Raw genomic sequence first — 19,483 nt, forward strand, 5'->3', positions numbered from 1 at the left:
GTGATCTCTCTTCCCCTATGGGTCATGCCGCTTGCCCGCCGCCCCCCGTTGGAGACTCTGGATCCGGTCAGGTGCAACAGCATCGAGCAACATAATTCCAGTGACGCGTGCGGGCCAGATTATGCCCGCTCGACAACAGCTTCAAGGTACGCAGGAGATAAAGTTCATACAAGCGTTTAATCCTCCGCCCCCAGCCAAACACTGACTCAGGGCAACGCCACAGCGTTGCGGGCAGCGCGCATCAGGCGTAGCAGGCGGTAGCCACTGAAGATCAGCAGGCTCACGAAAAACAGCAGGCTCCACTCCGGCAGACTCATGTCCAGCAGGGTCCAGGAGACTTCGGCACAGTCTGCGGTGCCCATGAAGGTCAGTTGCAACGCCTGCCACCAGGACAGATTGCGCAGCATGAATGGCATGTCCGGCAAGCACGCCAGGAGCTGTTCGGAAGGAATGTTCTGCAGCAGCACATGGCGCCCGGCGGTGATCACCCCAAGCACCCCCAGCAGCAGGTTGATCCCCCAGTAGACCACCCGACCCCGGCGCCCCGGCCCCTGTATCACCGCCAGCAGGTTGACCCCGCCGAACATCAGCAACAGCAAACGCTGGACTCCCCACAACGGACAGGAATCCAGGCCGCCACCGGATTGCAGGTTGAACGCTGCCCACGAGGCCAAGGCCCCCACCAGGAACACCAGGGAGAACAGCAAGCGAGAGCCGGCCAGCGACATGAGATATCCGTAACGGGAGAAACAGGCTGCCACGGTAGAGAAAGCGCTCGCTCCTTTCAAGGAGCGCTATGCCGCAGATGATCGATGATCAGCCAAGGTCCAATCAGACCCAGGAAGGCCGGTGACCTGCAACAGGCAACCGGCCCCGGTGGGCGTCTCAGACCCGGGCCGGCACCGGCAACGGAGAAGCCAGCAGGCGCTCGTCCAGCAGCCCCAGGCCTTCCTGGAACAGCTGGTTGCTACGCTCGGTGTCGCCCAACTGCGCCAGCAGTCGAGCCAGCTCTGCACAGGCTTCCGGGTTGCGCTGCAGCCGCAGGCTGCTTTCCAGGTAATCCCGGGCCTTGCCCCACAGGCTGTTCTGCAGGCACAGGCGGCCCAGGGTCAGCAACAGGCTCGGGTCATCCGGATGATCCTTGAGCCAATGCTCGGCCGTCTGCAATTGCCGTGACGGATCGCTGCCACGCACCAGGCCGTACAGCCGGGCCAGATGACTTTCGTAGTGGCGCTTGAGAGCGGTACGCAGTGCTTCCTCGGCCTCGGCCGAAGCGCCCAGTTGACGCAACTGCTCGGCATAGGCCAGCACCAGTTGCGGCTCCTGGCGCTGCGCCGAGGTCAGTTGCTGCCAGGCACGATTGAGCGATTGCAGTCCTGCGGTCTGATCCTCTTCGCGGCGCGCGGCCAGGGTCAGGTTCTCGCCCCAGGCCCGGCGCTCCAGCTCCTGCAGCTCGCTGGCTGGCAGGACCTTGTCCTTGCGCAGTTCCGGTAGCAGGCGGATCAGCGCCGACCAGTCGCCGCGCTGCTGATGCAAGCGCTGCAATTGACGCAGCACCTGGACACTGTGGGGATGACGCTCATGCATGGCTTGCAGGGTGCTCAGCGCACCTTCGGTATCACCGCGATCGGTCTGCAACTGAGCATGACTCAGCGCCACGGCCAACTCCGCCTGGGGCTGACGGGTCAGCGCTCGCTCCAGCAGGCGATCGCATTCTTCATAGTGGCCCTGCTCGTTGGCCGCCCGGGCGGCACCAAGGTAGTACAGCAACGGTTGCCGCTCAGCCTCAGCGGCGCGATGAAGATGCTTCTGGGCACTGGCCCAGCGCCCTTCAGCAAGGTCCATCTGGCCCTGCTCGATGGCGATCTGCACTCGGCGGCTGCGATTGCGCCGCGACCAGGGATTGACCACCCCACCGGACACCATCACCAGCTCGACCAGCAACTTGATGCCCCAGACCACCAGCCAGATCAGCGCAATCAGCGCCACGGTCGCCCACAGGCTGGACTCGTAGCGAAAGCTGCTATAGGCAATCAACACGTACCCGGGGTGCTCGGCGATTGCCAGTCCCAGCAAGCCGATAGCGGCAATGACCAGTAGCACAATCACATAGGCGCGCTTCATGGACTCGTCTCCTGGGCGGTGTCCGCCGCAGGCTTGGGCAGAGGCTTGATCGAGTCCTGCGCATTCAGGTTGCGCCGCTCCAGGTAGGCCTGGACCGTACTCAGGGTCTTGGCCAGGTCCGGCGTGACCACAGTCACCGGCTGCTTGCTCAACTCCACCAGGCGCTCAAGCATGACCTTGCTTTGCGGGTTGTCCTGGTTGAAGTTGCCGGTCAGCACATCGCGGGCTTCGGTCAGCGCCTGGGTATAGACCGCTGCCTGCCCATTCAAGGCGGCCCATTGTGCCTGCTCCAGCGCCAGGCTCAGCGCCAGGCGCACCTGGGTCAGCCCCTGGCCAGCCAGCAGTGGGCGAATGTTCTTGTCGGCGTTGAAGTCGATGCGGAAGTAGCGGGAGATCTGGTCCCACCACTGGGCCCAGCGGCTCGCGCCGTCGCCGTCGGCGGTCAATCCCAGCAGCGAATCGCCACGGTCCTTGTACTCCGGAGCCACCGCGCTGAGTTCAAGGATCTGATCGCGCAGGGCGCCCAACTGCAGGAACAGGCCGGTACGATCCGGCTGCTCGGTGCTGCGCAGGGCCGCCAGGCTCTTGGCCAATTGCTCACGGGCGGCGAAGGAGCCCGGATCATTCTGCTCCCGCAAAATGTCGTCAGCACCCTGGACCAGGGCCTGGGCGCTGGTGATGTCCTGCAGCGCGGACAATCGCAGGCTGGCCAATCGCAGCAAGTGCTCGGCTTCGGCCAGGCGCCAGTCCTTGCGGCTGGCACCCAGCACGGTCTCCAGGCGCTGGTTCAAGCGCTGTTGATCCGCTTGCAACTGGGCGACCAGGCGGCGCCGGTCTTCCAGCTCATCGGCCGCCGGCAGCTGTTCCAACCGCGCACTCAAGCGTTGCTCGCTGAGCTTGAAACTCTGGGCCTGGTCCCCCAGCGCTTGCAGCTGATTCAACTGCTGCTGGTGATTGGCTTGCAGGCTGCGCACCTGCCAGATCCCCCAGCCGCCGGCAGCAACACCCGCCGCCCCCAGCAGCAGGGCCAGTATCGCCAACCCGTTGCCACGACGCTCAACGGTTGGGGTCGTGGGTTCAACCGGTGTCTCGGGCACCGGCCGGACTTCATCTTTAGGCAAGGCTGTTTCGCTCACGTATCCATCCTTTGCGTTAGAGAACGGGCACGGGTTGCTCCCGTAACGCCGTTAGCAAAGCCGCGGCGCTGGCGCCGCGACAATCCACAACTTTTTCCGCCCCGGCGGCACGCGCCATGTCGGCGACCCTGGGGCTTGGAACAAACAACGGCATCTTCGCCAACTGCGGCCAGGCCGCGCCGGCCAACTGCCGCAAGTGACTAAAACCCTGTCCACTGCTGACCACCAGCCCGTTCAAGCGTTCCCCCGCAATCCGCTGGGGCAGCGCAGCCTCGGCGTAGTGCGGCAGGCAACGGCGGTACAGTTCCAGATAATCGACACTAGCACCTAGGCCGCGCAAGCGCTCAGAGAGCAGCTCGCGGCCCCCCTCCCCCCGCACGATCAGCACTCGCGGATCAGGCCGCAGGATAGCCTCGCGTAATCGTGGAAGTTCAAGCAAGGCTTCGCTGTCATCACCCTGCGCAGGATAGGACACCTGCAAACCGGCATCCTCGAGGATCTGCGCAGTGGCGGCGCCCACGGTGAACCAGCCCTGGCGTGGCAGCTGCGGACAATATTGCCGCAACAGATCCAGGCCCAGGTGCGCCGCAGGCTTGCTGACCACGATCACCGCGCAATAAGCCTCCAGCTGCAGCGCTGTCGCGCGCTGCGCCTCGGTAACTGGCAAGGCTTGAATCTCCAGCAACGGCAGGCTGCTGCTGAATACCGCGGACTCGGCCAGGATCGCCGCCAGCGCGGCGCAATCCTCGCTCGGCCGGGTCAGCAGCAGGCGCCAGCCAGTCACTCTTGGCCCGCCTCGCCGTAGACTGCACGCAGAATGTCATCGGCGCCCTGGGCCAGCAGCTCGTCCGCCACTTGCACGCCCAGCTCGGCAGCCGACGCCCGCGAGCCGCGCGCCTGGGCGCTGAGCAGGCGGCCGCCGCTGGGCTCGCCCACCAGGCCGCGCAGCCAGAGCTGTTCGCCTTCCAATACCGCGTAGCAGGCAATCGGCACTTGGCAGCCGCCGTTCAGGTGCTTGTTCAGCGCTCGCTCGGCGGTTACTCGGCTGGCGGTGTCGGCGTGATGCAGAGGCGCCAGCAAGGCGTGAATCTCGGTGTCGACGCTGCGGCACTCGATGCCCACCGCGCCCTGGCCACCGGCGGGCAGGCTGTCCTCGACACTGATGGAGGAACTGATGCGGTCCTCGAACCCCAGGCGGATCAGGCCTGCGGCCGCAAGGATGATGGCGTCGTACTCACCGGCATCCAGCTTGGCCAGGCGAGTATTGACGTTGCCCCGCAGGAAGCGGATCTGCAGGTCGGGACGATGGGTCAGCAACTGGGCCTGGCGGCGCAGGCTGGAGGTGCCCACCACGCTGCCCTCGGGCAACTGCTCAAGGCTGGCATAGGTGTTGGAGACGAAGGCGTCCCGAGGGTCTTCGCGCTCACAGATGCAGTACAGGCCCAGGCCTTCGGGGAAGTCCATGGGCACGTCTTTCATGGAATGCACGGCGATGTCAGCCTGGTTTTCCAGCAGCGCGGTTTCCAGCTCCTTGACGAACAGGCCCTTGCCGCCAATTTTCGACAGGGGCGAGTCCAGCAGCTTGTCGCCACGGCTGACCATGGGCACCAGGGTCACGACGAGGCCGGGATGGGCCTCCTGCAGACGGGCTTTGACGTATTCGGCCTGCCACAAGGCCAGAGCACTTTTGCGGGTAGCGATGCGGATTTCGCGAGAGGACATGGATCAATCCGTACTGAATAGATACGGCAGATAATAACAGCTCAGCCAAAGCAGCTTTGACTTGTATCAGAAACGCAGCGTCCTCCCGACGCCAGGCTCCCCCTCAATACCAACCTCAAGTGCCGATCTAGAGCTGCTGCATCATCTTGCGCACGCCTGCCACATGCCGCCGGCTGACAATCAGCGCATCGCCATTGAGCCCCTTGAGGTACAGCTGGAAATGCCCCAGGGGGGTGCGCTGCAAGCGCTCGATCCGCTCGCGGGCCACCAGCGCGTTACGGTGGATACGCACGAAACGCTCACCGAACTCGTCCTCCAATGCCTTCAAGGGCTCATCAAGAAGCACTTCGCCCCCCTCATGGCGCAAGGTCACGTATTTGTGGTCGGCGATGAAGTACACCACCTGGGCCAGGGGTATCAGTTCGATGCCTTTGCGGGTCCGGGCGCTGATATGGCTGCGCGGACCGCTGCCACTCTCTGCCGCAGGCCGGGTCAGGGCCGCCAATTGCACTCGATTGGGTCTCTCGGCCTTTTTCAAGGCTTCCAGCAGGAGTTCGGAACGCACGGGCTTGACCAGGTGGCAGACGCCACTGGCAGTGAAAGCCTCAAGGGCGAATTCGTCCGGGGCCGCGCAGAACACCAGCGCCGGAGGCGTCTCGCGCTCGCACAGCTTGCCGGCGACTTGCAGGCCGTCCAGCCCGGGCATGCGAACATCGAGCAAGACGATATCCGGCTTCAGGCTGTCGATCAGGCTCAATGCCTCTTCGCCATTGGTGGCGCTGGGCTCCAGGACACTGTATCCCTCAAGCTCACTGACCATCCGGCTCAGGCGCTCGCGGGCTAGGGGTTCGTCATCAACGATCAGGACATTCATATTGCGCTGGATTCCTGCGTGAGTCTCGCACAAGGATAGCGTAGACAGGTGGAGTGACCTCCGTCACGGCGATCCACGCTAAGACTAGTGCGAAGGCCAAAAAGTGCCGCAAGTCGGGCACCAATATTTACCCGTACCTGCCCGATACCGCCCAAGGTCGATGGATGCGCGACGGCGTCGCAGGGAATGCCGGTATTCAACACGAAGCCCCCCTCGTTACTCTGGTCGGCGTCCACCCTGCCCGCGCCCGCCTCGTTTCATGGGCGGGTTGTCTGGACCGAAGCGGCGTGAACTCAATGAACCGGCACTGCGAACACACGAGGGTGTCACGCCATTGTGCCGATCCTCCTGTCCAACTGTAGACGGTTGCCAAGACGATATTGCTCAATCGATAAATATCGTTTGATCGATATCACCTTCCGCACTCAAGGCATCGACTTTACTCCGGCACGCCCTGGATGGTTCCGGCTTCAGTCTCTGCGCCCCCGAGGCCGGCGACAAGCCATCTGGCGGCTGCCCGGCAAAAAAAAGCTGGCGACCAGTGCCAGCGACAGTCCGGGCAACCCTGTTATTATCGGCGCCTGTTTTTCACGCCATCTTCCTTCAGCAGATCACGAGCGAATTCATGAGCACTGACAAGACCAATCAGTCCTGGGGCGGCCGCTTCAGTGAACCCGTCGACGCCTTCGTCGCCCGCTTCACCGCCTCTGTCACTTTCGACCAGCGCCTGTATCGCCACGACATCATGGGCTCGATCGCCCACGCCACGATGCTGGCCAAGGTCGGCGTGCTCACCGATGCCGAGCGCGACAGCATCATCGACGGCCTGAAGACCATCCAGGGCGAGATCGAGGCCGGCAGCTTCGACTGGCGCGTGGACCTGGAAGATGTGCACATGAACATCGAGGCGCGCCTGACCGACCGCATCGGCATCACCGGCAAGAAACTGCACACCGGGCGCAGCCGCAACGACCAGGTGGCCACCGACATCCGCCTGTGGCTACGAGACGAGATCGACCTGATCCTGGCTGAAATCACTCGCCTGCAAAAAGGCCTGCTGGAGCTGGCCGAACGCGAAGCCGAGAGCATCATGCCGGGTTTCACTCACCTGCAGACGGCCCAGCCCGTGACCTTCGGCCACCATATGCTGGCCTGGTTCGAAATGCTCAGCCGTGACTACGAGCGCCTGGTGGATTGCCGCAAGCGCACCAATCGCATGCCCCTGGGCAGCGCTGCACTGGCCGGCACCACCTACCCGATCGACCGCGAACTGACCTGCCAACTGCTGGGCTTCGAGGCTGTCGGTGGCAACTCCCTGGACAGCGTTTCGGACCGGGACTTCGCCATCGAATTCTGCGCCGCCGCCAGCGTGGCGATGATGCACCTGTCGCGCTTCTCCGAAGAGCTGGTGCTGTGGACCAGCGCGCAATTCCAGTTCATCGATCTACCGGACCGCTTCTGCACCGGCAGCTCGATCATGCCGCAAAAGAAAAACCCCGACGTGCCGGAACTGGTACGGGGCAAGAGCGGCCGTGTATTCGGCGCACTGATGGGCCTGCTGACCCTGATGAAGGGCCAGCCCCTGGCCTACAACAAGGACAATCAGGAAGACAAGGAACCGCTGTTCGACGCCGCCGACACCCTGCGCGACTCGCTGCGAGCCTTCGCCGACATGATCCCGGCCATCAAGCCCAAGCACGCCATCATGCGCGAGGCGGCCCTGCGCGGTTTCTCCACCGCCACCGACCTGGCGGACTACCTGGTACGCCGTGGCCTGCCGTTCCGTGACTGTCACGAAATCGTCGGCCATGCGGTGAAGTACGGCGTGGAAACCGGCAAGGACCTGGCGGAAATGAGCCTGGAAGAGCTGCGCAAGTTCAGCGACCAGATCGAGCAGGACGTGTTCGCCGTGCTGACCCTGGAAGGCTCGGTGAATGCCCGCAACCACATCGGCGGTACTGCACCGGCCCAGGTCCGGGCTGCCGTGATTCGCGGCCAGGCGCTGCTGGCCAGCCGCTAAGCCAAAACCCAAAGCGCCCGCGCCGGCAACCCTTTGCCGGCGCGGGCGCTTGCATTTTCGCCGCCTATTTCCCGGAGCGCCTGGCGCTGATCAGCGCAGCCTTGTCAGCGGCGATGTGCCTGGCGTTGGGTGTCTGCTCCAGGCGTTCCAGCAAGGCCTTCGCTTTCGGCATCTCGGCCAGGAAATCAATCCCGAACAACTTGTCCCCGACTACCAGGGCCAGGTTCACGCTGTACTGGAAATACAGGTCCGCCAGGCTCAGGCGAGTGCCCGCCACATAGGGCTCGAACCTGGCGTGCCGGCGCAACGCGGCAAAACCTTGCAGCAACTCGATCCCAGCCTTCTCCTTGATCGCCTCGGGCACCGTCACACCAAAGAACACCTCGGGAAAACAGGCCCGGGCCGGCAACTCGATGTACAGCTCGATTTCCTTGGCCAGCGCCAGCACCTGGGCCCGCTCGAACGCATCTTGCGGCAACAGGGCAGGCTCGGGCTGGACCTGTTCCAGGTAGTCGAGGATCACACTGGTCTCGCTGATGAAGCCCCGCTCCACCTCCAGCACCGGGACCTTGCCTCGCGGGCTGATGGCCAGCGCCGCTGGGCTCTGGCCGGCGTAGAACAACACCTCTTCGAAGGGCAGGCCCTTTTCCAGCAAGGCCAGCTTGACCATGTTGTAGTAGTTGCTGATGGCAAACCCATAAAGCTTGTACATCCCATAGCCTCCAGGCCGTGCAGGGGTTGGCAGGGCTTTTTTATAGAAGGTTAATCCCGCTCTGGCCAGCAGCATCCCACCCCTGAATGCGAGTAAACTGGCGACCTTTCCTTGAGGAGCCTGCCATGAGCGAGCCAACCGAAATCGACATCGACGAAGAAGAGTTCGCCGAAAACACCCTGATCGAAGCCATCGAGAACCAGATCGAAAGCGACAACCCGCCGGCGGCCAAGGCCACCTTCAACAAGCTGACCCTGGTGGGTTACGAGCGGGAAGAGATCCTCAACCTGATGGCCCACGTCCTGGCCATCGAGATCGATGCGATCCTCGAGGAAGACCGCGCCTTCGACACCCAGTGGTACGAAGCGGCCTTGCGCGCCCTGCCGGAACTGCCTCCCGAAAAGCAGTGAGCCGCCCTGCAGGGGCGCGCCCGACCACAGCGCTCCTGCACTCGATACGACCCGTTGCCCCCGCCCTGGCTACACTGCAACCACCCTGCGGCCAAACACCGCTGCCCCCGGGTGTAAAAGTCCTCAGCGAACGCTGGACACGCCGCGCATCTGCGGTCACCTTAAGAACGCTGACCTCTCATTCCTAGAAAGTCTGGAGTCCTTATGTCGTATACCCCTGAGTTGGTTGCCGAACTGGAAATCCTTGCACTCTTCAACCTGGACAACTCCCAGGAAGGCCTGAAAATCCATCAGACCGCTGCCCCTTCTGCCATCGCCGCCGCCCAACGCCTGTTCGACAAGGAACTGATCACCCAGCCCGATGGAGGCTACCTGACCAGCCTTGGCCGGGATGCCGCCGAGCATGCCCAGGGCCTGCTGACCATCCTGAGCGTCAAAGAAACCGCCTGATCACTGCCCCTCAGCCTGCGGGGTTCCCGTCTGTCGGATTCCGTAGGCAACCTCCCGCCAATACGCTAGAAATCTGGCGTCAAAAAACAAAATCAGTTTAAGACTCACCCCTGTCTGACGGTAAACTGCTCGCCGTCCCTAATACCGTCACGTTCAGGCTCCGCTTGAAATGCCCCATACCCATGAAATCCGCCCCGACCTGGATGAAGGAATCGATCGCAAGGTTCTCAGCCAACTGCGCGCCCGTTTTCTGAGTCTCAATGAAGGACGCATGGCCCGGGCCATGGAGGGCTTGTCGACCCGCCAGCAAGTGGTCCTCAACCTGCTGCCGCTGTTCTTTCACGTCAATCACCCGCTGCTGCCCGGTTACGTGTCCGGCGCCACTCCAGCGGGGTTGTCCAATTACGAGCCCGACCCGCAGGCGCTGGCCGAAGCCCAGCGCCTGACCCGATCCTTTTCCTACAAGGCTCGCCATGGCAACCCGCCCCGGCCGATTCATGGGCTATTCCTCATGGGCAGCCTGGGCACCCTGGCCCAGGCCGATCAAAGCGACATGGATGTCTGGGTATGCCACGCCGCGGATCTTGGCGAAAACGAGCTGGCCGAGCTCCAGAAGAAATGCCAGTTGCTGGAAACCTGGGCGGCCGGCCAGGGCGCAGAAGCGCACTTCTTCCTGATCGAGCCGAGCCGTTTTGTTCGCGGAGAACGGGACACCCAACTGAGTTCGGATGATTGCGGCACCACCCAGCACTACCTGCTGCTGGACGAGTTCTACCGCACCGCTATCTGGCTGGCCGGGCGCACGCCCCTGTGGTGGCTGGTTCCGGTGTACGAAGAGTCCCGCTACGAGCAGTACATTCACACACTGCTGTCCAAGCGTTTTGTTCCCGCCGAGGAGAATCTGGACCTGGGCCACATGGCGCGCATCCCTCCCGGCGAGTTCATCGGCGCCGGACTCTGGCAGTTGTTCAAGGGCATCGAATCGCCCTACAAGTCAGTGCTCAAGCTGCTGCTGATCGAGGTCTATGCCAGCGAGCACCCCAAGGTCCATTGCCTGAGCCTGCGCTTCAAGCAGGCCGTATTCGCCAACCGCCTGGACCTGGACGAGCTGGACCCCTACATCGTGGTCTACCGGCGCATCGAGGAATACCTCAAGGCCCGTGGCGAAACCGAGCGCCTGGAACTGGTGCGACGCAGCCTGTACCTCAAGGTCAATCGCAAGCTCACCACCGCTAACGCGGGCCGTAGCCCGAGCTGGCAGCGGGCACTGCTGGAGCGCCTGGCCAACGAATGGGGCTGGGATCAGCGCCAATTGGCCCTGCTGGACAGTCGCAGCCAATGGAAGGTGCGCCAGGTCGGCGCCGAACGCCGGGCCCTGGTCAACGAGCTCAACTACAGCTATCGCTTCCTGACCCAGTTCGCTCGCACCGAGCAGGCCGCCAGCCTGATCAACAAGCGTGACCTGAACGTACTGGGCCGGCGCTTGTACGCCGCCTTCGAACGCAAGGCGGGCAAGATCGAATTCATCAACCCGGGCATCGCCCCGGACCTGGCCGAAGACACCCTGACCCTGGTGCAGTCGCCAAACAAGAAGGAACCTGGGCAGGTCCACTGGGGGCTGTACAACGGCAACCTGACCGCCCTGGAGTGGGAGCATTTCGCGCCCATCAAGCGCAGCCGCGAACTGCTGGAACTGCTCACCTGGTGCCATCGCAACGGGGTGATCGACAGCAGCACCCGCCTGGCGCTGCACCCCGGCAGCAGCGACCTGAGCGAATTCGAGCTGTTCAACCTGCTGGGCAGCCTGCAACAGACCGTTGCCCTGCCACTGACCACCGTCAGCGAAGAACAGCTGCTGCACGCCAGTGTGCCCGCCGAGGTGCTGATCCTGGTGAACGTCGGCGTCGACCCGCTCAAGCACCACCGCGACCTGAACATCCTCATGACCACCGAGCGCACCGACTCCCTGAGCTACGCCGGGGTGCGCGAAAACCTGGTGCTGACCCTGGACCAGGTCAGCCTCAACAGCTGGAATGAAGTCATGGTCGGGCGTTACGACGGCGAGCATGCGCTGCTCGATTGCCTGCGCACCTACCTGAACAATCTGCCAACCGCACCGCAACCGCGACTGCGGGTACGCTGCTTCTGCCACAACCGCGCCCAGTTCATCGCCCAACGGGTGGAGGGGCTGTTCGAAACCGCCCACAGCCTGCTGCTCAGCCAGCTCAACTACCGCTACCTGATCCAGGTGCAACAGCACTATCACGTTCTCGAGCTGGTGCCCGGGCAGGTCCGGCATCGGGCCCTGGCGACGCTGGCGGCGCTGCAGGAATACCTGGGTCAGGAGCAGGCCGGCTACAGCCCCCTGCACCTGGACCCGAACGCCCTGGAAGATCATGACCTGGCGCTGATCCTGCCCATGGGCCAGCCGGGCTGCATCCAGGTGTTCTACCGGATCATCGACAGCCAGGCGGAACTCTATGTGCTCGACGAGCACAACGCCCTCTGGCAGCAAACCCTGCCCTATCACGACGAACAGAGCCTGCTGGTGCCTTTGCAGCGATTCCTGCAATCGATTCTCTACCGCCGCGAAGCACTGCTGCCCATGGACAACAGCCAAGGTGAGAAACCTTTAGACACACTCTACTTGCAGATATTGCCCTCAGGCACCGGTCGGGCACGCCGGGTAGAGGCGAGGCCAGCGCCGCTGACACCTGTCGACAAAGCCTTTTATGACGTGCAGGCAATTATCGGCAAGGCCGCACCAGGGCAGGTGCACGTCTCGCTGTACTGCAATCAACGGGAATTTTCCGAACTGGAATATGGCGACCAGCTGTTCAGCGCGGTGGCCCAGGAAATTGTCTCGCAGCGCCGCGAACCGGAGCGCTATCGCTGCTACATCACCGACCTTGACCTGTCCGGCCTGCTCGGTGATGTGCAAAGCCCGAGCATTCTCTACCTGCGTTACAAGGCCAGCCTGGAGCGCGCGCTGAACGACGCGCTCGAGCAGGCCTAGCCAGGCATCAGAGGTGGAAGTCGCCTGCGGCTTCCGGCTGGTATTCCACTTCCAGCAGGGTCAGCTTCAGGGTCTTGCCACCCGGCGCCGGCCAGTCGATGTACTGACCGACCTGCAGGCCCAGCAGGGCGCTGCCCACTGGGGCCAGGATCGAGATCTTGCCTTCATCGGCGTTCGCGTCCTGTGGATAGACCAGAGTCAGGTGGTAGTCCTTGCCGCTGCTTTCTTCACGGCAATGCACGCGCGAGTTCATGGTAACGACACCGGCCGGGACCTCATCGTGGCCCACCAGGGTTTCGGCACGATCCAACTCGGTTTGCAGTGCAATGACGCCTGGCAGCGAGTCGTCCAGGCTGTCGATCAGACGTTCCAGACGTTGCACGTCAAGGCGGGTAAGGATGATGGATGGTGCAGTACTCATGATCCTGGCTGACTCCTATTTTTTCTGCACAAAAAAGCAAAACCCCGCCAAATAAGACGGGGTTCTCACCGGCCTCGATGTAGCGAGGCGAAGCTGGACACTATCACAGCACACTGAATAAACAAACCGTACGGGTACGAACCTACAACCCCGTTGGCGCGACGCTCTGTTTGCGCTGCAGCGCCTGGGCGCAGATCGCCCGCCGTCGTTCATCATCCGCCGAACGCCATTCGCGGATGTCCTCCACATGCCGGAAACAGCCTCGGCAGACCTTTTCCTCATCGAGGCGGCACAGGCTGATGCACGGCGAACTCACCGCCGGACTGACGTTGCTGTAAAGCGGTTTGGGCGGCCGGGCCGCGGCGGGCTGCGTCACGTGATCAGAGCCCTTCGAACTCAAGCTTGATGCCGGCCTGCTCAAGGACAATGCGCTCGAGCATCTCTCCCAGTTGCTCTTCGCTCTTGTCGCACATCCAGCGTTCGCTTTCTTCGTCGTAGTCGAAGTGGAAGCCGCCGGAGCGGGCGGCCAGCCACAGTTGGCGCAAAGGCTCCTGGCGGCTGAAGATCACCTGGCTGGCGTTGTCGAACTTGACGGTGAGTACCCCGGCCGAGCTCTCCAGATCGATATCCAGATCACTCTCATCGAAAATATCCTCCAGCGTCTGCTGGGTGGCATCCACCAGGTCGTGGAAACGGGCTTCAGTCAAACTCATTGCGGGAACCTCGAAAAGTGTCTACTCACGCTCAAGCGCCGCAAGATACGGGCGCTCCCCGGCGAATGCAAAGGATACCGAACGGGCGGACAAATGCGATGCGCAATCCGCCAGGCGCGACTCAAGGGCCTTCTCCGGCCCCTGGGCAAAGGCCCGCTGGACGGGAGTTACGCTGCATAGGCAAGCTGCCGGGTGGCCGGTATACTCGGGCGCAATTTACGCATTCTCAAGGATTTCGCCATGAAGCGCCTGATCTCTTCCCTTGCTGCGCTCGTCGCGGTTGCCTGCCTTGTTACCGCCTGCGGCCAGAAAGGCCCGCTGTATCTGCCCGATGACAGCAAGTCCCCTGAAGAACAGGCGAAGTCGCAGTCGCACAAGCACGACACCTACTAAGGGCCCGCCATGGACGCTTTTAACTACCGCGGCGCAGAGCTGTTCGCGGAAGGCGTAGCCCTGTCCGCCATCGCCGAGCGCTTCGGCACGCCCACCTATGTCTATTCCCGTGCCCACATCGAAGCCCAGTACCTGGCCTATGCCGAGGCACTGGCCGGCATGCCCCATCTGGTCTGCTTCGCGGTCAAGGCCAACTCCAACCTGGGTGTACTGAATGTCCTGGCCCGGCTGGGCGCCGGTTTCGACATCGTCTCCCGGGGCGAGCTGGAACGGGTCCTGGCTGCAGGTGGCCAGGCCGACAAGATCGTCTTCTCCGGCGTCGGCAAGACCCGCGACGACATGCGCCGTGCCCTGGAAGTAGGCGTCCATTGCTTCAACGTCGAGTCCGCCGAAGAACTCGAGCGCCTGCAGCTCGTGGCCGCCGAGCTGGGCGTGTGCGCGCCGATCTCGTTGCGGGTCAATCCCGACGTCGATGCCGGCACCCACCCGTACATTTCCACCGGGCTCAAGGAAAACAAGTTCGGCATCGCCATTGCCGCCGCCGAGGATGTGTACATCCGCGCAGCGCAACTGCCCAACCTGGAAATCGTCGGCGTCGACTGCCATATCGGCTCGCAACTGACCACCCTGGAACCCTTCATCGACGCCCTCGAGCGCCTGCTGGACCTGGTGGATCGCCTGGGTGAATGCGGCATCTACCTGCGCCACATCGATCTGGGGGGTGGCCTGGGCGTGCGCTATCGCGACGAAGAGCCGCCGCTGGCCGCCGACTACGTCAAGGCCGTGCGTGAACGCCTGGAAGGTCGCGACCTGGCCCTGGTGTTCGAACCGGGCCGCTTCATCGTGGCCAACGCCGGGGTGCTGCTGACCCGCGTCGAGTACCTCAAGCACACTGAACACAAGGACTTCGCCATCGTCGACGGCGCCATGAACGACCTGATCCGCCCGGCGCTCTACCAGGCCTGGATGGATGTCAGCGCCGTACGCCCGCGTGATGGCGAGCCACGCACCTACGACATCGTTGGCCCGATTTGCGAAACCGGCGACTTCCTCGCCAAGGAACGAACCCTGGCCCTGGCCGAGGGCGACCTGCTGGCGGTGCATTCCGCCGGTGCCTATGGTTTCGTCATGAGCTCGAACTACAACACCCGCGGCCGTGCCGCTGAAGTACTGGTCGATGGTGACCAGGCTGTTGAAGTGCGTCGCCGCGAGACGGTAGCCGAGTTATTTGCTGGCGAAAGCCTGCTGCCGGAGTAAGACCATGCTGCTGCGCTTTACCAAGATGCACGGCCTGGGCAACGACTTCATGGTCCTCGACCTGGTCAGCCAGCACGCGCACATTCTGCCCAAGCACGCCAAGCAATGGGGTGATCGCCATACCGGAATCGGCTTCGATCAGTTGCTGATCGTCGAGGCTCCGAGCAACCCGGATGTGGATTTCCGCTATCGGATCTTCAACTCCGACGGCTCCGAGGTGGAGCAGTGCGGCAACGGTGCCCGCTGCTTCGCCCGTTTCGTACTGGACAAACGCCTGACCACCAAGCGCCAGATCCGGGTGGAAACCAAGAGCGGCGTGATCGAACTGGATGTACGCAACGACGGCCAGATCAGTGTCAACATGGGCGCGCCGCGCCTGGTGCCGGCGGACATTCCCTTCGAGGCACCCGCCCAGGCCGACAGCTACACACTGGAGGTCGACGGCCGCCAGGTCCCACTGGCCGCCGTGTCCATGGGCAATCCCCATGCCGTACTGCGGGTGGAGGACATCAACAGCGCGCCGGTGCACGAACTGGGCCCGAAAATCGAACATCACCCGCGCTTTCCAGCCCGGGTCAATGTCGGTTTTCTCCAGGTGCTGGACCGTCAGCGCGCGCAGTTGCGCGTCTGGGAACGCGGCGCCGGGGAAACCCAGGCCTGCGGCACCGGAGCCTGCGCCGCTGCAGTGGCTGCGATCAGCCAGGGGTGGATGGATTCGCCCCTATTGATCGACCTGCCGGGCGGGCGCCTGTCCATTGAATGGGCAGGCCCTGGCCAACCGGTGATGATGACCGGCCCGGCAGTGCGCGTATACGAAGGACAGGTGCGTCTATAAGTGAGCGAAATCCATGACTGATCAGCCGCAGGTTCCCGCCGAAACGCCCGCCCCATCAGCGCCAGAAAACCTGGAGGCGGCGGCCGTCGCCGCCTACCTGGAGGCTCATCCGGACTTCTTCGTCGACCACGAAGAGCTGCTTCCGGCCTTGCGCATTCCTCACCAGCGCGGTGACACCGTCTCGCTGGTGGAGCGCCAGATGAAGATCTTGCGCGAGCGCAACATCGAAATGCGCCATCGCCTGTCACAACTGATGGACGTAGCCCGGGACAATGACCGGCTGTTCGACAAGACCCGCCGCCTGATCCTTGCGCTGATGGACGCCAGTAGCCTGGAAGAGGTGGTGATGAGCGTCGAGGACAGCCTGCGTCAGGACTTCCAGGTGCCCTTCGTCAGCCTGATCCTGTTCAGCGACAGCGCCATGCCGGTGGGTCGCTGGGTGTCCACCGCCGAAGCCCAGGGCGCCATCGGCGGCCTGCTGACGGAAGGCAAGAGTGTCTGCGGCAGCCTGCGCGAACACGAACTGGATTTTCTCTTCGGCGAAGAGCAGCGCAAGCAGATCGGCTCCACCGCCGTGGTCGCCGTGGCGCACCAGGGCATGCACGGCGTCCTGGCCATCGCCAGCCGTGACCCGCAGCACTACAAGAGTTCGGTGGGCACCCTGTTCCTCAGCTACATTGCCGAGGTCACGGGCCGCGTGTTGCCGCGCTTCACTCACTCGCTGCGCTCGGTACGCTGACCATGCACCAACAGCTGGACGCCTACTGCGCGCACTTGCGCAGTGAGCGCCAGGTGTCGCCCCATACCCTGCAAGCCTATCAGCGCGACCTCGACAAGGTGCTGGGCTTCTGCGACAAGCAGCAGGTGCAGCGCTGGAACGACCTGGATATCCAGACCCTGCGCAGCATCATCGCGCGCCTGCACCAACAGGGGCAGTCGTCCCGCAGCCTGGCTCGCCTGTTGTCCGCCGTGCGCGGGCTGTATCACTACCTGAACCGCGAAGGGCTGTGCGATCACGACCCGGCCAACGGCCTGGCCCCGCCCAAGGGCGAACGGCGCCTGCCCAAGACCCTGGACACCGACCGCACCCTGCAGTTGCTCGATGGCGCCGTGGAAGATGACTTCCTGGCCCACCGCGACCAGGCAATCCTGGAGCTGTTCTACTCCTGCGGGCTGCGGCTTTCCGAGCTGACCAGCCTGAATCTCGAGCAGTTGGACCTGGCGGATGGCCTGGTGCAGGTCCAGGGCAAGGGCAGCAAGACCCGGGTCCTGCCGGTGGGCAAGAAAGCCCGCGAGGCTCTGGCGCTGTGGCTGCCGCTGCGAGCCCTGAGCAACCCGCCGGACAGCGCCCTGTTTGTCAGCCAGAAAGGCCGGCGCCTCGGACCACGTGCCATTCAACTGCGGGTCAAGGCCGCCGGCGAACGTGAGCTGGGGCAGAATCTGCACCCGCACATGCTGCGCCATTCCTTTGCCAGCCATTTGCTGGAATCCTCGCAGGACCTGCGCGCAGTGCAGGAGCTGCTGGGGCATTCGGACATCAAGACCACGCAGATCTACACCCACCTGGACTTCCAGCATCTGGCAGCGGTGTACGACAGCGCCCACCCACGGGCCAAACGCACCAAAGGCGGTGAGTAATGACCATCAAGCTGATCACCTTCGACCTCGACGACACCCTGTGGGACACCGCCCCGGTGATCGTCAGTGCCGAAGCCACCCTGCGCCAGTGGCTGACGGAACACGCGCCGAACCTGGGGGCCGTGCCGGTGGAGCATCTTTGGGCCATTCGCGAGCGGGTGTTGAACCACGAGCCGACTCTCAAGCACCGGATCAGCGCCCTGCGCCGGCGGGTGCTGTTTCATGCCCTGGAAGAAGCCGGATACGACCACGCCCAGGCCAACCGGCTGGCCGACCAGAGCTTCGAGGTGTTCCTCCATGCCCGCCATCAGCTGGAGGTCTTTCCCGAGGTGCTACCGACCCTGGAGGCCCTGGCCAATCACTTCGCCCTGGGCGTGGTCACCAACGGCAACGCCGATGTACGCCGCCTGGGGCTGGCGGACTACTTCAAGTTCGCCCTGTGCGCCGAGGACATCGGCATCGCCAAGCCCGATGCCCGGCTGTTCCAGGAAGCCCTGCAACGGGGCGGGGCCACACCCGACACCGCCGTGCATATCGGCGATCACCCGGGTGACGATATCGCCGGCGCCCAGCAGGCTGGCCTGCGCGCCATCTGGTTCAACCCTGCCGGCAAGGCCTGGGAGGCCGAACGCGCCCCAGATGCCGAGATTCGCAGCCTGACCGAGCTGCCACGGCTGCTGGCCAGCTGGAAATAAGGCAGCGGCTTGCGGCCTCAAGCCTCAAGCCTCAAGCCTCAAGCCTCAAGCCTCAAGCTGCCAGTTTCGGGCCTCCGGGTTCAAACTTGTAGCTTGTAGCTTGCCGCTTAAAGCCGCTTTTCTGCTGCCCATGAAAAAGCCCGCAGCGACGGCGGGCTTTTTCAGCAAGCAAGTAGCAAGGCTCAGATAGGCCGGCTGCCGTACTTGTTGTCAGGCTTCTTGGGCGGATCGGCGACCACGTTGGCCTCGACTTCCTGCACTTTACCGCCACGGGCCAGGAACTCTTCCATGGCACGGGCCAGCGCATCACGCTCCTTGTTCTTGGCTTCGACGCTTGGCAGTTCGTCTACCGAGACCGCAGCCTTGGCCTTGCCTTTGGCTGTCGGCGCTGGTGCATCGCCACCATCGTCTTCCGCCACATCGTCGGCGGCCGCTTCAAGACCTTCTTCGGTATCGTCTTCGTCACCTACTTCGAGGTCGTCGTTTTCCAGATCATCGTCGCTCATGTTCTACCTCATGACTTGCGAAAAGCAGATTAGTTATAGCCCAGCTGTGCCGACTGTCGAAGGCCGCTGGAAAAAAATCAACATCCACTGATATTCAGCGGCTTATGCCTTATCACCGTGCAAGGTGGCAAGGACTTTGCGAGCACCGCCCTGATCACGATGCTCGCCCAGATAAACACCTTGCCAGATGCCTAACGCCAGACGCCCCGCCGCTACCGGCAAAGTCAGCTGACAGCCTAGCAAACTGGCCTTGAAGTGCGCCGGGAGGTCGTCCGCACCTTCGTCGTCATGTTCGTACCCGGCCATGCCTTGAGGCACCAGGGTGTTGAAGAAACGCTCGAAGTCGCGCCGGACCGCCGGATCGGCATTCTCGTTGATGGTCAACGAGGCCGAGGTATGTTGCAGCCACAGGTGTAGCAGACCCACTCGACATGCCTTCAACTCAGGCAAGCCGGCCAGCAACTCGTCCGTCACCAGATGAAAGCCCCGGGGCCTGGCCCGCAGGGTAATCAGGGTCTGTTGCCACATACCGTTCTCCACGCTTCGGCGCGCATTCTAGCG

At 63.3% G+C, this 19,483-nt stretch carries 23 protein-coding genes and 1 pseudogene; 11 read left to right on the plus strand and 13 right to left on the minus strand.

Features of this window, described 5'->3' with window-relative positions:
- Nucleotides 1-206: 206 nt before the first annotated feature.
- The 7 genes and pseudogenes from ACZ5BO_RS33775 to ACZ5BO_RS33805 form a co-directional block, all read right to left on the minus strand.
- Nucleotides 207-728 carry a disulfide bond formation protein B gene (locus tag ACZ5BO_RS33775; RefSeq protein ID WP_025130894.1) on the minus strand — a complete coding sequence of 174 codons (522 nt, stop codon included), beginning with the start codon at nucleotides 726-728 and terminating at the stop codon, nucleotides 207-209.
- 157 nt (nucleotides 729-885) lie between these two features.
- Nucleotides 886-2,124, minus strand: coding sequence for a heme biosynthesis HemY N-terminal domain-containing protein (locus ACZ5BO_RS33780; protein WP_464697588.1), 1,239 nt, complete (start codon nucleotides 2,122-2,124; stop codon nucleotides 886-888).
- Complete coding sequence (locus tag ACZ5BO_RS33785; RefSeq protein WP_025130892.1) at nucleotides 2,121-3,260, minus strand: uroporphyrinogen-III C-methyltransferase; 1,140 nt, start codon at nucleotides 3,258-3,260, stop codon at nucleotides 2,121-2,123. The genes ACZ5BO_RS33780 and ACZ5BO_RS33785 overlap by 4 nt, the downstream gene beginning before the upstream one ends.
- Nucleotides 3,261-3,276: 16 nt before the next feature.
- Nucleotides 3,277-4,044 (minus strand): uroporphyrinogen-III synthase, encoded by a 768-nt coding sequence (locus ACZ5BO_RS33790; RefSeq protein WP_464697589.1) that lies wholly within the window; start codon nucleotides 4,042-4,044, stop codon nucleotides 3,277-3,279.
- Nucleotides 4,041-4,982, minus strand: a complete 942-nt coding sequence (gene hemC, locus ACZ5BO_RS33795) for a hydroxymethylbilane synthase (protein WP_464697590.1) — start codon at nucleotides 4,980-4,982, stop codon at nucleotides 4,041-4,043. Before hemC ends, ACZ5BO_RS33790 begins: the two co-directional genes overlap by 4 nt.
- Before the next feature lie 127 nt (nucleotides 4,983-5,109).
- Nucleotides 5,110-5,856, minus strand: coding sequence for a LytR/AlgR family response regulator transcription factor (locus ACZ5BO_RS33800; RefSeq protein WP_464697591.1), 747 nt, complete (start codon nucleotides 5,854-5,856; stop codon nucleotides 5,110-5,112).
- Nucleotides 5,853-5,990, minus strand: a pseudogene (locus ACZ5BO_RS33805) (sensor histidine kinase); the annotation flags it as partial. The pseudogene ACZ5BO_RS33805 and the gene ACZ5BO_RS33800, both read right to left, overlap by 4 nt.
- 268 nt (nucleotides 5,991-6,258) lie before the next feature.
- Between ACZ5BO_RS33805 and ACZ5BO_RS33810 the strand changes: the two are divergent.
- Entirely contained in the window at nucleotides 6,259-6,492 is a 234-nt protein-coding gene (locus ACZ5BO_RS33810; protein WP_157838125.1) for a hypothetical protein, read from the plus strand.
- Nucleotides 6,482-7,876 (plus strand): argininosuccinate lyase, encoded by a 1,395-nt coding sequence (argH, locus tag ACZ5BO_RS33815; RefSeq protein WP_025130888.1) that lies wholly within the window; start codon nucleotides 6,482-6,484, stop codon nucleotides 7,874-7,876. The genes ACZ5BO_RS33810 and argH overlap by 11 nt, the downstream gene beginning before the upstream one ends.
- Nucleotides 7,877-7,940: 64 nt before the next feature.
- On the opposite strand, the gene ACZ5BO_RS33820 is transcribed toward argH, so the two are convergent.
- The gene (locus tag ACZ5BO_RS33820) at nucleotides 7,941-8,588 is read right to left on the minus strand and encodes a glutathione S-transferase family protein (RefSeq protein ID WP_464697592.1); all 648 of its coding nucleotides are present in this window, start codon (nucleotides 8,586-8,588) and stop codon (nucleotides 7,941-7,943) included.
- Between the two features lie 125 nt (nucleotides 8,589-8,713).
- Here ACZ5BO_RS33820 and ACZ5BO_RS33825 point away from each other — a divergent pair, with 125 nt between their 5' ends.
- The 3 genes from ACZ5BO_RS33825 (at nucleotide 8,714) to ACZ5BO_RS33835 (ending at nucleotide 12,464) form a co-directional block, all read left to right on the plus strand.
- A complete protein-coding gene (locus ACZ5BO_RS33825) occupies nucleotides 8,714-8,998 on the plus strand; it encodes a hypothetical protein (RefSeq protein WP_025130886.1) in 285 nt (94 codons plus the stop codon).
- Between the two features lie 204 nt (nucleotides 8,999-9,202).
- Entirely contained in the window at nucleotides 9,203-9,448 is a 246-nt protein-coding gene (locus tag ACZ5BO_RS33830) for a TIGR02647 family protein (protein ID WP_025130885.1), read from the plus strand.
- Between the two features lie 169 nt (nucleotides 9,449-9,617).
- Entirely contained in the window at nucleotides 9,618-12,464 is a 2,847-nt protein-coding gene (locus ACZ5BO_RS33835) for a class I adenylate cyclase (protein WP_464697593.1), read from the plus strand.
- Nucleotides 12,465-12,471: 7 nt separating this feature from the next.
- On the opposite strand, the gene rnk is transcribed toward ACZ5BO_RS33835, so the two are convergent.
- From rnk to cyaY, 3 genes are all read right to left on the minus strand, one after another.
- Nucleotides 12,472-12,885 carry a nucleoside diphosphate kinase regulator gene (rnk, locus tag ACZ5BO_RS33840; protein ID WP_025130883.1) on the minus strand — a complete coding sequence of 138 codons (414 nt, stop codon included), beginning with the start codon at nucleotides 12,883-12,885 and terminating at the stop codon, nucleotides 12,472-12,474.
- A 142-nt stretch (nucleotides 12,886-13,027) separates the two neighbouring features.
- On the minus strand, nucleotides 13,028-13,261 hold the full coding sequence (locus tag ACZ5BO_RS33845) for a DUF1289 domain-containing protein (protein WP_081818712.1): 234 nt from the start codon (nucleotides 13,259-13,261) through the stop codon (nucleotides 13,028-13,030).
- A 4-nt stretch (nucleotides 13,262-13,265) separates the two neighbouring features.
- On the minus strand, nucleotides 13,266-13,598 hold the full coding sequence (cyaY, locus tag ACZ5BO_RS33850; RefSeq protein ID WP_025130882.1) for an iron donor protein CyaY: 333 nt from the start codon (nucleotides 13,596-13,598) through the stop codon (nucleotides 13,266-13,268).
- Between the two features lie 240 nt (nucleotides 13,599-13,838).
- Here cyaY and lptM point away from each other — a divergent pair, with 240 nt between their 5' ends.
- Genes lptM through ACZ5BO_RS33880 form a run of 6 tightly spaced genes read left to right on the plus strand, consistent with a single transcriptional unit; the run spans nucleotide 13,839 to nucleotide 18,416 of the window.
- Nucleotides 13,839-13,991 carry an LPS translocon maturation chaperone LptM gene (gene lptM, locus ACZ5BO_RS33855; RefSeq protein ID WP_016966948.1) on the plus strand — a complete coding sequence of 51 codons (153 nt, stop codon included), beginning with the start codon at nucleotides 13,839-13,841 and terminating at the stop codon, nucleotides 13,989-13,991.
- 9 nt (nucleotides 13,992-14,000) lie between these two features.
- Nucleotides 14,001-15,248, plus strand: a complete 1,248-nt coding sequence (lysA, locus tag ACZ5BO_RS33860) for a diaminopimelate decarboxylase (RefSeq protein ID WP_464697594.1) — start codon at nucleotides 14,001-14,003, stop codon at nucleotides 15,246-15,248.
- 4 nt (nucleotides 15,249-15,252) lie between these two features.
- On the plus strand, nucleotides 15,253-16,083 hold the full coding sequence (gene dapF, locus ACZ5BO_RS33865) for a diaminopimelate epimerase (RefSeq protein WP_025130880.1): 831 nt from the start codon (nucleotides 15,253-15,255) through the stop codon (nucleotides 16,081-16,083).
- A gap of 13 nt (nucleotides 16,084-16,096) precedes the next feature.
- Nucleotides 16,097-16,822 (plus strand): DUF484 family protein, encoded by a 726-nt coding sequence (locus tag ACZ5BO_RS33870; protein WP_464697595.1) that lies wholly within the window; start codon nucleotides 16,097-16,099, stop codon nucleotides 16,820-16,822.
- A 2-nt stretch (nucleotides 16,823-16,824) separates the two neighbouring features.
- The gene (gene xerC, locus ACZ5BO_RS33875) at nucleotides 16,825-17,721 is read left to right on the plus strand and encodes a tyrosine recombinase XerC (RefSeq protein ID WP_464697596.1); all 897 of its coding nucleotides are present in this window, start codon (nucleotides 16,825-16,827) and stop codon (nucleotides 17,719-17,721) included.
- Nucleotides 17,721-18,416 carry an HAD family hydrolase gene (locus ACZ5BO_RS33880; RefSeq protein ID WP_025130877.1) on the plus strand — a complete coding sequence of 232 codons (696 nt, stop codon included), beginning with the start codon at nucleotides 17,721-17,723 and terminating at the stop codon, nucleotides 18,414-18,416. Before xerC ends, ACZ5BO_RS33880 begins: the two co-directional genes overlap by 1 nt.
- Nucleotides 18,417-18,598: 182 nt before the next feature.
- Here ACZ5BO_RS33880 and sutA read toward each other — a convergent pair whose 3' ends face one another.
- Nucleotides 18,599-18,922, minus strand: a complete 324-nt coding sequence (gene sutA, locus ACZ5BO_RS33885) for a transcriptional regulator SutA (RefSeq protein ID WP_025130876.1) — start codon at nucleotides 18,920-18,922, stop codon at nucleotides 18,599-18,601.
- A 102-nt stretch (nucleotides 18,923-19,024) separates the two neighbouring features.
- Nucleotides 19,025-19,450 (minus strand): secondary thiamine-phosphate synthase enzyme YjbQ, encoded by a 426-nt coding sequence (locus ACZ5BO_RS33890; protein WP_025130875.1) that lies wholly within the window; start codon nucleotides 19,448-19,450, stop codon nucleotides 19,025-19,027.
- Nucleotides 19,451-19,483: the final 33 nt, after the last annotated feature.

It is taken from the genome of Pseudomonas sp. FFPRI_1 (genome assembly GCF_055384485.1).